Origin of the sequence: Oceaniglobus roseus (assembly GCF_002869745.1) — a bacterium.
Lineage (GTDB): Bacteria > Pseudomonadota > Alphaproteobacteria > Rhodobacterales > Rhodobacteraceae > Oceaniglobus > Oceaniglobus roseus.
Window position 1 is genome coordinate 1 of sequence record NZ_PNOS01000047.1, and the last position, 12036, is coordinate 12036.

The 12036-nt window shown below is 68.9% G+C and carries 11 protein-coding genes and 1 pseudogene; 7 read left to right on the top strand and 5 right to left on the bottom strand.

Going from position 1 to position 12036, the window contains the following annotated elements; all coding sequences use genetic code 11:
- A pseudogene (locus A7B20_RS18665) lies at window positions 1–1513 on the top strand (hypothetical protein); the annotation flags it as partial.
- A 19-nt stretch (window positions 1514–1532) separates the two neighbouring features.
- On the opposite strand, the gene A7B20_RS18670 reads toward A7B20_RS18665, so the two are convergent.
- The 4 genes from A7B20_RS18670 to rplM all read right to left on the bottom strand — a co-directional run bounded on the left by A7B20_RS18670 (window position 1533) and on the right by rplM (window position 5383).
- Window positions 1533–2441, bottom strand: coding sequence for a DMT family transporter (locus A7B20_RS18670; protein WP_102110105.1), 909 nt, complete (start codon window positions 2439–2441; stop codon window positions 1533–1535).
- Entirely contained in the window at window positions 2438–4348 is a 1911-nt protein-coding gene (locus A7B20_RS18675; protein ID WP_102110106.1) for an acyltransferase family protein, read from the bottom strand. The genes A7B20_RS18670 and A7B20_RS18675 overlap by 4 nt, the downstream gene beginning before the upstream one ends.
- 79 nt (window positions 4349–4427) lie before the next feature.
- Complete coding sequence (rpsI, locus tag A7B20_RS18680; RefSeq protein ID WP_102110107.1) at window positions 4428–4919, bottom strand: 30S ribosomal protein S9; 492 nt, start codon at window positions 4917–4919, stop codon at window positions 4428–4430.
- A 2-nt stretch (window positions 4920–4921) separates the two neighbouring features.
- On the bottom strand, window positions 4922–5383 hold the full coding sequence (gene rplM, locus A7B20_RS18685; RefSeq protein WP_102110108.1) for a 50S ribosomal protein L13: 462 nt from the start codon (window positions 5381–5383) through the stop codon (window positions 4922–4924).
- A gap of 356 nt (window positions 5384–5739) precedes the next feature.
- On the opposite strand from rplM, the gene speD reads away from it, so the two are divergent.
- The 5 genes from speD to speE all read left to right on the top strand — a co-directional run bounded on the left by speD (window position 5740) and on the right by speE (window position 8720).
- Window positions 5740–6252 (top strand): adenosylmethionine decarboxylase, encoded by a 513-nt coding sequence (speD, locus tag A7B20_RS18690; protein ID WP_102110109.1) that lies wholly within the window; start codon window positions 5740–5742, stop codon window positions 6250–6252.
- A 200-nt stretch (window positions 6253–6452) separates the two neighbouring features.
- Window positions 6453–6701: a PepSY domain-containing protein gene (locus tag A7B20_RS18695; protein WP_102110110.1), complete on the top strand. Its 249-nt coding sequence runs from the start codon at window positions 6453–6455 to the stop codon at window positions 6699–6701.
- Between the two features lie 69 nt (window positions 6702–6770).
- Window positions 6771–7286 (top strand): cytochrome b/b6 domain-containing protein, encoded by a 516-nt coding sequence (locus A7B20_RS18700; protein ID WP_102110111.1) that lies wholly within the window; start codon window positions 6771–6773, stop codon window positions 7284–7286.
- The gene (locus A7B20_RS18705) at window positions 7283–7801 is read left to right on the top strand and encodes a helix-turn-helix transcriptional regulator (RefSeq protein ID WP_245867101.1); all 519 of its coding nucleotides are present in this window, start codon (window positions 7283–7285) and stop codon (window positions 7799–7801) included. The genes A7B20_RS18700 and A7B20_RS18705 overlap by 4 nt, the downstream gene beginning before the upstream one ends.
- A 64-nt stretch (window positions 7802–7865) precedes the next feature.
- The gene (gene speE / locus A7B20_RS18710; RefSeq protein ID WP_102110112.1) at window positions 7866–8720 is read left to right on the top strand and encodes a polyamine aminopropyltransferase; all 855 of its coding nucleotides are present in this window, start codon (window positions 7866–7868) and stop codon (window positions 8718–8720) included.
- Window positions 8721–8740: 20 nt separating this feature from the next.
- On the opposite strand, the gene A7B20_RS18715 is transcribed toward speE, so the two are convergent.
- A complete protein-coding gene (locus A7B20_RS18715) occupies window positions 8741–9010 on the bottom strand; it encodes an usg protein (RefSeq protein ID WP_102110113.1) in 270 nt (89 codons plus the stop codon).
- 203 nt (window positions 9011–9213) lie between these two features.
- On the opposite strand from A7B20_RS18715, the gene gyrA reads away from it, so the two are divergent.
- A complete protein-coding gene (gene gyrA, locus A7B20_RS18720) occupies window positions 9214–11958 on the top strand; it encodes a DNA gyrase subunit A (RefSeq protein WP_102110114.1) in 2745 nt (914 codons plus the stop codon).
- Window positions 11959–12036 lie beyond the last annotated feature (78 nt).

Genomic DNA, 12036 nt, shown 5'->3' on the forward strand with positions numbered 1-12036 from the left:
CGGGACCGCCGACGCGGTGCCGGCCCGGACGGCACCGCAGGATCCCGCCACCGCAGCGCCCGACGCCGCCTCCGAGATCGCCGCCCTGACCGGCTCCCGCGCCCCGGACGTGGACGAATCCGCCGCGGCCGGACCTCTCCAGCAACCCGACACGCCGCTTTCCGTCGTTCCGCCCGCCGCCCCTTCCGCGCCCGAGCCCGAAGCCGCCCCCGTCACCGTCACGGCCGCCCCCGATCCGCCGGCCGCGCGCCCCTCGCCCGATCCGCTGCAGCGCGCGCTGGCGGAAGGCGATGTCTCCGGCGATGCCGTCGTCGCCCGCTATGCCACCACGGGCGTCTGGGAGCGGGGGCCGGATACACCGGAAGAGCCGTCCATCGACCGGATCGACGACATCTACGTCGCCGCCCTCGACCCCGCGATCGCCCCCGAGACGCCCGGATCGCTGCCCGACCTCCCCCAGACAGCCGAACCCCAGCTGCCCGAGGCGCCCCTGCCCCCGGCCCCCCCGGGCCAGACCTTCGATCTGGACGAGCGCGGGCTGGTGCGCGCGACACCGGAAGGCGCCATTTCACCCCAGGGCATCCTTGTCACGGCGGGCCCGCCGCCGCGCCGTCCGCCCGAACCCCCGGATCGGCCCGAAACATTGGCGCCGACCGCCACGACCCAGCCTGACCTGCCCGACACCCGGCCGCGCACCCGTCCCGAGGGGCTCGCCGGACCGGCCGGACCGGCCGGACAAACCGACCAGACCGACCAGTCCGATCAGACGCAGCTTGCCAGCACCCCGCGCACCGAGCTCGCCGGGTTCAAGCCGCGCTCCCGCCCAAACGAGGTCGAGACGCGGGCGCTCAGCTTCGTCACCGCGACCCCCGACGCGACCGGGACGGCCGCCGTGGTCGACACCGCGACCTCCGCCGCCATCGCCGATGCCGTCACCGACACCCTGACCGAGGTCGCCGCCGAAGCGACGGTGCCCGCCGACGCCGGAACGCCACAGGCGCCCGTCGCCGTCATCCCGCCCCGCCCGGCGCCCGAGGATCTGGTGACCGCCGCGCTCGTCACTCCGGCGCCCGAACCCGTCAGCCCCTATGCCGTCGCCCGCTCGCGCATGCCGAAGCAGCGCCCGGCGGACCTGAAGGTCGCCGTCGCCCCGGCCCCTGCCCGCACCGCGGCCGCGCCCGCCGTGCGCGCCCCGGCCACCGCGGCGCCCGAGTCCGACGACGAGCCGGAGGTGTCCCGTGTCGCCGTCGCCCGGCAGCCGAAGATCCCGACCAGCGCCTCGGTCGCGGCCCGCGCGACGATCAAGAACGCGATCAACCTTGGCAAGATCAACCTGATCGGCGTCTACGGCAGCACCTCGAACCGCCGCGCGCTGGTCCGCCTGCCCTCGGGCAAGTTCATGAAGGTGAAGGTCGGTGACCGGATCGACGGCGGCCGCGTCGCCGCCATCGGCCAGAGCAACCTCTCCTACACGAAAAGCGGACGCCGCGTGACGCTGGACGTGCCGGGCTGAGGCCTTCGGGCGCGGCGTCTCAGCCCCGCGCCCGCCGCGTCGCGAGGTACACGCCGCCGCCCGCCAGCGCGAAGCCGACCCAGGCCAGCGGCGGCATCACCTCGCCGAGCGTGGCCCAGGCGATCAGCCCGGCCAGCGGCGGCACGAGGAACATCAGCGCCGAGACGCGCGCCACCTCGCCCGCCCGGATCATCGCCAGCAGCAGGCCCACGGCGATCACCGAATTGCCGAGGACGAGGTAGACCATCACCCAGACGAATTCCCAGTTCCAGCGCACCGGCGCCGCGTCCTGCACCGCCCAGAACGGCAGCAGGCAGATCAGCCCCGCGCCGTAGCCGATCAGGTTCGCCGTCACCGGGTGGTGCGACAGGCCGAAGCGCTTTTCCCACAGCGTCGCGCCGGTGATCCCCGCCAGCCCCAGCAGTGCCAGCAGGAACACCAGGGGCGGCGGCGGCGAGATGTCGAGGCGCGCGACGATCACCGTCACCGCCCCCGCAAGCGCCAGCACGAGCCCGATCCAGGTGGCGATCCGGATCGGCTCTCCCGACCAGCGCGGCGCGATCAGCGCGACGAGGATCGGCTGGAACGACAGGATGATCGCCGCCAGACCCGCGGAGAGACCGTTCAGCAGCGCCATGTAGGTCATCCCGAAATAGACGGTCTGGATCAGCACGCCCACCAGCGCGAGGTGCCCCCAGTCCGCCGCCCGCTTCGGCAGCGGCGGACGCAGCACAACGAAGGCCGCGCCCATGATCCCCACGACCAGCGCATAGCGCAGGCACAGGATCGTCAGCGGCGCCGCGTGCTCCAGCCCGATCTTCGCCACGGCATAGCCGCCCGACCAGAGCAGCAGGAACACCACGGGCGCCGCGGCCAGCCACAACGGCCGCCCTTGCCCCGCCGCCGCCGGTGTCGCCTCGTCGCTCATCGTTCCGCCTGCTCCGCGCCCAGCATTCCGGGCGTCAGGCGCCCGGTGTCCCGCATCTGCTCGACCACCCGGGCCGAGCCGTCAAGCGTGTAGTGCCCGTAATCCCAGTTGACCGGCACCCCCGGCCCGGCCAGCGCCCGGCAGCCCGTCCCGCCGCAGAGCGTGTCGAGGACATCGACGAAGGGGACGCCCGCCGCTTCCGCAACCTCTGCCAACCGTTCCGCGCGCGCGCGCACCGCCGGGTCGAGCCGCGCCTGCAGCGCCGCGTCGTAATCGGCGCCCTCGGGCACCGTCGCCAGGATCTCGGGCGCCGCGGGGCTGTATTCCGCGGTCGGGCCGAACACGACCACCCGCGGCACGCTCTCCTGCAACTCCGCCAGCACCCCGGGCAGCCCCGCGAAGTCGCCGTCCTGCCAGCGGGCCGAAACGATCACGGCGTCGATCCCGCCCCTTGGCAGCACCTCGTTCCGCAGCAGCGCCGTCAGCGCCGCGCAGCCCGGATCGCCGTCGCGCGGACTGAGCGGCGGACAGGCCGAGGCGGTGGCCTGCAGGACATTCACCCCCGGAAAGCCCCGCCGCAGCCCGGTGTAAAGATGCGCGGCGTGGGAATCGCCGAGGACCAGCACGTTCGGCCGCTCCGGATCGAGGGCGAGACAGGTCTCAGGGCGGTACGCCTCGAACCCGTGGCCCTCGGCGCCGAAGAAGCAGTCGGGGAAGCGATAGCCGTCGCGGAAGGCCTGCGTCTCGGCGAAGCCCAGCCAGCCGAGGAAGGCGCGCTGCCGCTCGGTCCGGCTGGCGTTGAACCAGGCGGTGTTGTCGGCGAGAAGCCCGATGGCGACGAACAGCACCCCCACGCCCCCCGCCGCGCCGAACAGCACGCGCCGCCTCCGCAGCAGCGGCACGGGAGCACGGCGGAACGGCTGTTCGACGAAGCGCCAGCTGAGCGCGGCCAGGCCCAGGGACAACGCCGCGAGACCGAGCATCGCCAGGGACGAAGGCTCGCCCACGCTGCGGATCCGGGCGAAGGCGAAGACCGGCTGGTGCCAGAGGTAGGCGCTGTAGCTGACCAGCCCCACCGCCACCATCGGCCGCCAGGACAGAAGGCGCGTCACCAGCCCCCCGGGCGCGGCACAGGCGAGGATCAGCACCGTGCCGAGAACCGGAAGCAGCGCCGCGACCCCCGGAAAGGGCGTGTCGGGCTGGTAGAGGAACACCGCCGCCAGGATTGCCGCCAGCCCGAACGCCGCCAGCATCCCGTTGCCCGGGCGCGGCCGACTCCGCAGGGCCACGGCAAGGATCGAGCCCGCCATCAGCTCCCACAGCCGCGCGCCGGTGAAGAAGAAGGTCCGCTCGGGGTGATGGGCCAGCCCCCATTCGGCCAGTCCCAGGCTGAGCCCCGCCACCACGGCGAAGACGGCGATGACGCCGCCCCGCCCCATCCGGGCGCAGAGCGCGACAAGCAGCGGGAACAGCAGGTAATACTGTTCCTCCACCGCGAGGCTCCAGGTGTGCAGCAGCGGCTGGGTCTCGGCGTCGGGCATGAAGTACCCGGTCTGGCTGAGGAAGTAGAAGTTGGACAGGAACAGCGGCACCGACCCGAAGCTCTTCGCGAAATCCTCGAACCGGTCGGGGATCATCCAGGCCCAGGCGAAGGGCAGGCAGCAGAGCATGACGAGGAACAGCGCAGGCAGGATCCGCCGCGCCCGCCGCTCGTAGAACCGGCCCATCGAGAAGGTGCCACGCGCGCGGCCCTCGAAGATGATCGAGGTGATGAGATAGCCGCTGATGACGAAGAAGACGTCGACCCCGACGAAACCGCCCCCGAACGCGGAAAATCCCGCGTGGAACAGGATGACGGGCAGGACGGCGACGGCGCGCAGGCCGTCGATCTCGGGGCGGTACTCCATCGGGCTCACCCGCAAAGGACTGCGGGCGCGGCTGATGTGCCGCGCCCGCCATTCGTGTCGTCCGAAGCTCGGAGCAAGATCAGCGCTTGGAGAACTGGAAGCTCTTCCGGGCCTTGGCCTTGCCGTACTTCTTCCGCTCGACCACGCGGCTGTCGCGGGTCAGGAAGCCGGCGGCCTTCAGCGCGCCGCGCAGGGAGGGATCGTACAGCTGAAGCGCCTTCGAGATGCCGTGCTTGACCGCGCCGGCCTGGCCCGAGAGGCCACCGCCCTTGACGGTGCAGTGCACGTCGAACTGGCCTTCGACGTTGGCGACGGTGAAGGGCTGGCGCAGGATCATCTGCAGCACCGGGCGGGCGAAGTAGACCGACTGGTCCTTGCCGTTCACGGTGACCTTGCCGGAACCCGGCTTGATCCAGACGCGGGCGACGGCGTCCTTGCGCTTGCCCGTGGCGTAGGAGCGGCCGAACTCGTCGCGCACCTGCTCGTGCAGCGGGGCGTCCTGGGGGGCGGCGGCGGTGCTGCCGGAGACGGCTGCGTTCAGCTCGTCGAGGGATTTGATTTCGTCGGCCATGCTCATGCCTCCCGGGTGTTCTTCTTGTTCATGACCTTCACGTCAAGAACTTCGGGGCTCTGCGCCTCGTGGGGGTGTTCGGCACCGGCGTAGACACGCAGGTTGGTCATCTGCTGGCGCGAGAGCTTGCCGCCCGGCAGCATCCGCTTGACCGCCATGGTGACGACCCGCTCGGGATACTTGCCTTCCAGGATCTGGCCGGTGGTGCGCGACTTGATCCCGCCCGGGAAGCCGGTGTGCCAGTAGTTCGGCTTCATCCGCTTGTTGCCGGTCAGCTGGACCTTGTCGGCGTTGATGACGATGACGTTGTCGCCCATGTCCATGTGGGGCGTGAACGTCGGCTTGTGCTTGCCGCGCAGGCGCATGGCGATGATCGAGGCAAGACGGCCCAGAACGACGCCCTCGGCGTCGATCAGGATCCACTTCTTGTCGATATCCGCCGGGGTAGCGGTAAAGGTTTTCATGTCTCGGGTCCTGTAGATGAGAGAGCGCCGTCAGAAGGGGGTCGTGGGGCGCCGTCCGGATGGCGTCCTTCTAACCATCGCCGCGGCACAGTCAAGCTGGTGCTTCTCACATTTTCCGCCTAAAATCAAAGGTCTGTAATTAAGGTATCTGAATACCCCCAGATTCTTCCGCCCCGCGCCTCCGTCCCGCAGCCGCCGCCGCGGAAAATTTCGACCGTTCTGGAAAAATCCCTTGCGCGAGTCGCCGATGACCCCTAGGTGGGCGCGACATGCGGGACCGATCCCAACCTCGGCCGAAAAGCCGGGGGGGCGCTAAGGGACCACGGATTCAATCTACTGGTAGAAAGGGGTAGGCCATGGACGGCTCCAACCTCTTCCAACTGGGGACTGGTCTGGAGACAGGCGCCCAAGCGGAAGACACCCGCGGCATCACTGCTGCGCACATCGACACCACCCGCGACATCTTCGACGCGGACCGCGAGGATCACTTCATCCGCCGCGACGGCAAGGTGTTCGCCGGCACGCACCTGATCATCGAGGTGGTGAACGGCCATGGCCTCGACGACGAGGCGCGGATCCAGCAGGCCTTCCGCGATTCGGTCGAGCTCTGCGGCGCGACGCTGCTGCACATCCACACCCACAAGTTCTCGCCGCAGGGCGTGTCGGGCGTGGCGGTGCTGGCCGAGTCCCACATCTCGGTCCACACCTGGCCGGAAATCGGCTACGGCGCCTTCGACGTCTTCATGTGCGGCGACGCGAATCCCTGGCGCGCGGTCGAGGTTCTGAAGGCCGCCTTCGCCACCGATGACGTGCGGGTGAAGGAACTGCTGCGCGGCGACGGCCTGGTGACCGATACCGCCGCCGCCTGACGCAAGACAGCGACGACAGCGCAGGGGCCGCTCCTTCGGGGCGGCCCTTTTGCCGTTTGCGGCCCTCCTGGCGCCCTGAACCCCGGTTGCAGAGGGTCGGAACTGCACCTCCGGTTGGCTTCCCGCCGCCCTGTTCGCCGTCCATCTGGTCGGCAGGACACGCCACTCCCGGCGCTCCGCCAGACAGAAGGACGAACCCCATGCTGAAGACCATCGCCGCCCTGACCCTCGCCGTCGCCCTGCCCTGCACCGCCTTCGCGTCCGGCAGCGTGAAGCTGACCGACGAGGTGAAGACCAAGATCCAGACCCTGCTGACCGACCAGGGCTACGAGGTCGGCAAGATCAAGGTCGAGGATGGCTATTACGAAGCCTACGCCCGGAAGGACGGCAAGAAGATGGAGATCCTGCTGAACGGGGACCTCGAGATCGTCAACAAGGACGCCGATTGATCCCCGGCGGTGCGCGCCGCATCCCCCTGTCCCCCGGTGCGCGCCGCCCCCCCGGAAGGAGAGCCGAGAATGACCCGACAGAAGATCTGGGATCCGCTGGTGCGCATGTTCCACTGGTCCCTCGTGGCGCTGTTCGCCGCCAACGCGCTGATCGTCGACCACGACAGCCGACTGCACATCTGGATCGGCTACGGCGTGGCCGGGCTGATCGCCTTCCGCCTGATCTGGGGCCTCGTCGGCACCCGCTATGCCCGCTTCTCCAGCTTTCCGCCCAGCATCTCGGGCGCGCTGGAGCAGTTGACCGGCATGGTCACCGGCCGCAGCCACCGGCACGCGGGCCACACGCCGCTCGGGGCGTGGATGATCTACAACCTGCTGCTGACGCTGGCCGTGATCGCCGTCTCGGGGTATCTGATGACCACGGACATGTTCTGGGGCGTGGAATGGCCCGAAACCCTGCATGAAGGCGCCGTGACATGGGCGGAAATCTCGGTCGTGCTGCACATCCTCGCCGTGATCTACGAGAGCAGGCGCACCGGCGTGAACCTGCCCCGCGCGATGGTGACGGGATACAAGGAGTTGTGAGCGGCAGCGCGGCGAAGCTGGCGCCGGCCCTGTCCCGGGACCGGCGTCCGCCTTGGGGCCTGATCGCCCTGATCGCCGTGCAGGTCTTCTGCGCGGCCTTCTTCGCGGGCGACGTTCTGAACGATTTTCGCGAGGCGGGCGTCCAGCAGGCGATCCTCGGCCATCTCGACATCGAGGCGCTGGCCACCCTGTCGCTGATCGCCGCGATCGTGGTCGAGACGCGCATGGCGGTGCGGATCCTGCGCCGCCAGGCGCATCTGGAGCGCAGCGTCAGCGTGGCCTCCGCCGCGATGAACGACGTGATCCAAGCGCATTTCGCGGCCTGGAACCTGACCGCCTCCGAGGCCGACATCGCGAACTTCCTTGTCAAGGGCCTGTCCATCGCCGAGATCGCGCGCCTTCGCGGCAGCGCCGAGGGCACGGTGAAGTCGCACCTGAACGCCATCTACCGCAAGTCCGGCACCGCGAACCGGGGCGAGCTTCTGTCGCTGATCCTCGAAAGCCTGATGGGCTGACCCGGTTGCCGGGGGGCACGGTTTTCGCCATGGTCCGCCGAGAACGAGACGAAGGAGCGCGACGATGCCCAAACTGCCCGGCTGGACCCTCGAAGCCCTGCATGCCGACCATGCCCAGGCCCTGCGCGAGTCGTCGGTGCTCTACGACAGCCAGACCGATCACCAGCGGCTCCGTGTGTTCGAGAATCCGACCTTCGGGCGCATCCTGACGCTGGACGACGTGGTGCAGGTGACGGAAGGCGACAACTTCATCTACCACGAGATGCTGACCCACGTGCCGATCCTGGCCCATGGCTCGGCCGCGCGGGTGCTGATCATCGGCGGCGGCGACGGCGGCATGGCGCGCGAGGTGCTGAAGCATCGCACCGTCTCGCATGTCACCATGGTCGAGATCGACGCGGGCGTGGTGGAGTTCTCGAAGGAGTACCTCCCGGACATCTCCGCGGGCGCCTTCGACGATCCGCGCCTCGACCTCGTGATCGCCGACGGCGCCGAGTTCATCCGCTCCACCGACGGCGGCTTCGACGTCATCATCGTCGACTCGACCGATCCCGTGGGCCCCGGCGAGGTGCTGTTCACCGACACCTTCTACGGCCACGCGCAACGCGCCCTCGCCCCGGGCGGCATCCTCGTCACCCAGAACGGCGTGCCTTTCCTGCAGGGGCAGGAGCTGACCAACACCATGCGCGCCTTCAAGGCGCTGTTCGCGGACTGGACCTGCTACCTCGCCACCGTGCCGACCTACGCGGGCGGGCCCATGGCCTTCGGCTGGGGCAGCGACGGCGGCGCGCGGCAGGTGCCCCTCGAAACCCTGGAGGCGCGCTTCAGCGCGGCGGGGATCGAGACCGGTTACTACACGCCCGCGGTGCACCAGGCGGCCTTCGCCCTGCCCGGCTATGTCGCGCGGCTCATGCCCTGAACCCCGGCGGCGCCGGAGCCTCAGTGCAGCGTCAGCTCGCCCGTGACGTTGCGCCATTCGCCCGGCGCGATCATCTTGCGGTGGGTGAAGCGCACCGAGTGCAGCGGCCCCTCGATCTCCTTCTGCCAGAACTCGATGAACCTGAAGAGTCGCGGGTGATCGGGGGCGATATCGTAGTCCTGCCAGACGAAGGTGTTGAGAACACTCGTGTAATCCGGCATGCGGTAGAACATCTCGGCCGTCGTGAGGCCGTACCCCTTGAGCATCATTTCCATCTCGGACATCGCCATTCAAATCACTCCTTCCGGGCCTGTCACAATCCCCCGCTTCCGATCATGCCGAAGTCGTTTTACTTTTCAATTAAAACAGTATGTTAGCACTCTCTCCCCCTGGCTGCTTGCCGAAAACTCAGGCAGACATTGCACGCAACATGCGCGTCCTGATATAACCCCGGCAACAATATGTAGAGCAGAGCGCAGGAGCAGCGGTCGACGTGAACGACACACCGGAAACGCCTGAAAACGAAGACGAAAACGGCCCCGAGCGCGCGGCGCACCACGGCCCGGTCATCTCGATCGCCGACGAGATGCGTTCGTCCTTCCTCGACTACGCGATGTCCGTCATCGTCTCCCGCGCGATCCCCGATCTGCGCGACGGCCTGAAACCTGTGCACCGGCGGATCCTCTACGCGATGCACGAAACCGGCAACACCCACGACAAGTCCTACCGCAAGTCCGCCCGCCCCGTCGGCGACGTGATGGGCAAGTACCACCCCCACGGCGACTCGGCGATCTACGAGGCGCTGGTGCGGATGGCGCAGGACTTCTCGATGTCGCTGCCGCTGCTCGACGGCCAGGGCAACTTCGGATCCATGGACGGCGATTCCGCCGCCGCCATGCGCTATACCGAGGTGCGGATGGACCGCCCGGCGCAGGCGCTGCTGGCGGACATCGAGAAGGAGACCGTCGACTTCCAGGACAACTACGACGGCAAGGACCGCGAACCCACGGTCCTGCCCGCCCGGTTCCCGAACATGCTGGTCAACGGCGCGGGCGGCATCGCCGTCGGCATGGCCACCAACATTCCGCCCCACAACCTGGGCGAGGTGGTCGATGCCACGCTGGCCCTGATCGCCGATCCGGACCTCTCGACCGAGCAGCTGATCGAATACGTCCCGGGCCCCGACTTCCCGACCGGCGGCGTGATCCTCGGCCGCTCCGGCGCGCGCAAGGCCTACCTGGAAGGGCGCGGTAGCGTCGTCATCCGGGCGAAGACCCGGGTCGAGGAGATCCGCAAGGACCGCTTCGCCATCGTGCTGGACGAGATTCCCTACCAGGTGAACAAGGCCGCGATGATCGAGAAGATCGCGGATCTGGTCCGTGAGAAGAAGCTCGAGGGCATTTCCGGGGTGCAGGACGAATCCGACCGCGTCGGCGTGCGCGTGGTGATCGAGCTGAAGCGCGACGCGACGCCCGAGGTGGTGCTGAACCAGCTCTACCGATTCACGCCGATGCAGACCTCCTTCGGCTGCAACATGCTGGCCCTGAACGGCGGCCGCCCCGAGCAGCTGACGCTGAGGGATTTCCTCACCCATTTCATCAGCTTCCGCGAGGAAGTCGTCGCGCGCCGCACCGCCTACGACCTGAGGAAGGCGCGCGAGCGCAGCCACATCCTCTGCGGTCTGGCCGTCGCGGTGTCGAACGTGGACGAGGTGGTGCAGACCATCCGATCGTCCCTCGACGCCGCCGAGGCCCGCCAGAAGCTGATGGAGCGCGCCTGGCCCGCCCACGAGATCGCGCCGTTCATCCGGCTGATCGACGACCCGAGCCACACGATGAACGAGGACGGCACCTACAACCTGTCCGAGATCCAGGCACGCGCCATCCTCGACCTGCGGCTCCAGCGCCTGACCCAGCTCGGTGTCAAGGAAGTGACGGACGAGCTGGAGGACCTGGCGGCCAAGATCAAGGACTACCTCGACATCCTGCGCTCGCGCGAGCGGATCATGGGCATCATCTCGACCGAGCTGCAGGAGGTGAAGGACCAGTTCGCCGTCCCCCGCCGCACCGAGATCGTCGACTGGGCCGGCGATATGGAGGACGAGGACCTCATCGAGCGTGAGGACATGGTCGTCACCATCACCCAGACCGGTTACATCAAGCGCACGCCGCTTGCCGAGTTCCGCAGCCAGCGGCGGGGCGGCAAGGGCCTGGCCGGCGGCGGTCTGAAGGACGACGACGTGGTGACGACCCTGTTCGTCGCCAACACCCACACGCAGCTTCTGTTCTTCACCACCGACGGCATGGTCTACAAGCTGAAGACCTGGCGCCTGCCGCTGGGCGGGCGGACGTCGAAGGGCAAGGCGATCGTCAACATCCTGCCGATCCCCGCGGGCGTCTCCATCGCCGCGATCATGCCCGTGGACCGGGACGAGGCCGACTGGGACGAGCTGCAGATCGTCTTCGCCACCTCCGACGGCGACGTGCGGCGCAATGCCCTGTCGGACTTCACCAACGTCATGCGCAACGGCAAGATCGCCATGAAGCTGCCCGAGGACGTGAAGCTGGTGAACGCCCGCATCGCCGACGAAAGCTACGACATGATGCTGGTCACGGCGCTCGGGCGCGCGATCCGCTTCCCGACGACCGCGGTCAGGATCTTCAAGGGCCGCGATTCCACCGGCGTCCGGGGGATCCGCCTGGCCGAGGGCGACCGCGTGGTTTCGATGGCCGTGATCCGGCACTTCGAGGCGACGCCAGGCGAACGCGCGGCCTATCTCAAGATGCGCCGCGCCATGGCGGGCCTCGCCGACGACGCCGAGCTGGAGACGGACGAGGAGGAGAGCACCGGCGAAGCCGCCGAGTTCGGACCCGAGGATTACGCCCGCATGTCCGCGGCCGAGGACCTGATCCTGACCATCACCGCGCAGGGCTCGGGCAAGCTGTCGTCCTCCCACGACTACCCGGTGCGCGGCCGCGGCGGCCAGGGCGTCATGGCCATGGACAAGGCGATGCGCGGCGGGCCCCTCGTCGCGTCCTTCCCGGTGGATCTCGACGACCAGATCATGCTGGCGACCTCCAAGGGACAGTCGATCCGCGTGCCGGTCGAGGGCATCTCGTTCCGCTCCCGCGGGGCGGGCGGCGTGAAGGTGTTCAACACCGGCGCGGGCGAGGAAGTGGTGAGCGTCGCCTGGATCGCCGAGCAGTCCGAGGACGAGGAGCCACCGGCGGGCGAGTAATCGCCCGCCCTCTCCCGTTTGCCGTGCACCCGCCGCATTTCGGTCACATCCGGGACACAGGGGTTTGGCGTGGTCACA

Excerpts from the sequence above, each read along its gene's own strand:
- A7B20_RS18715 (WP_102110113.1), bottom strand. The coding sequence starts at position 9,010 with ATGGCGATGTCCGAGATGGAAATGATGCTCAAGGGGTACGGCCTCACG.
- speD (WP_102110109.1), top strand. The coding sequence starts at position 5,740 with ATGGACGGCTCCAACCTCTTCCAACTGGGGACTGGTCTGGAGACAGGC.
- A7B20_RS18700 (WP_102110111.1), top strand. The coding sequence starts at position 6,771 with ATGACCCGACAGAAGATCTGGGATCCGCTGGTGCGCATGTTCCACTGG.
- A7B20_RS18695 (WP_102110110.1), top strand. The coding sequence starts at position 6,453 with ATGCTGAAGACCATCGCCGCCCTGACCCTCGCCGTCGCCCTGCCCTGC.
- A7B20_RS18670 (WP_102110105.1), bottom strand. The coding sequence starts at position 2,441 with ATGAGCGACGAGGCGACACCGGCGGCGGCGGGGCAAGGGCGGCCGTTG.
- rplM (WP_102110108.1), bottom strand. The coding sequence starts at position 5,383 with ATGAAAACCTTTACCGCTACCCCGGCGGATATCGACAAGAAGTGGATC.
- rpsI (WP_102110107.1), bottom strand. The coding sequence starts at position 4,919 with ATGGCCGACGAAATCAAATCCCTCGACGAGCTGAACGCAGCCGTCTCC.
- A7B20_RS18675 (WP_102110106.1), bottom strand. The coding sequence starts at position 4,348 with ATGGAGTACCGCCCCGAGATCGACGGCCTGCGCGCCGTCGCCGTCCTG.
- speE (WP_102110112.1), top strand. The coding sequence starts at position 7,866 with ATGCCCAAACTGCCCGGCTGGACCCTCGAAGCCCTGCATGCCGACCAT.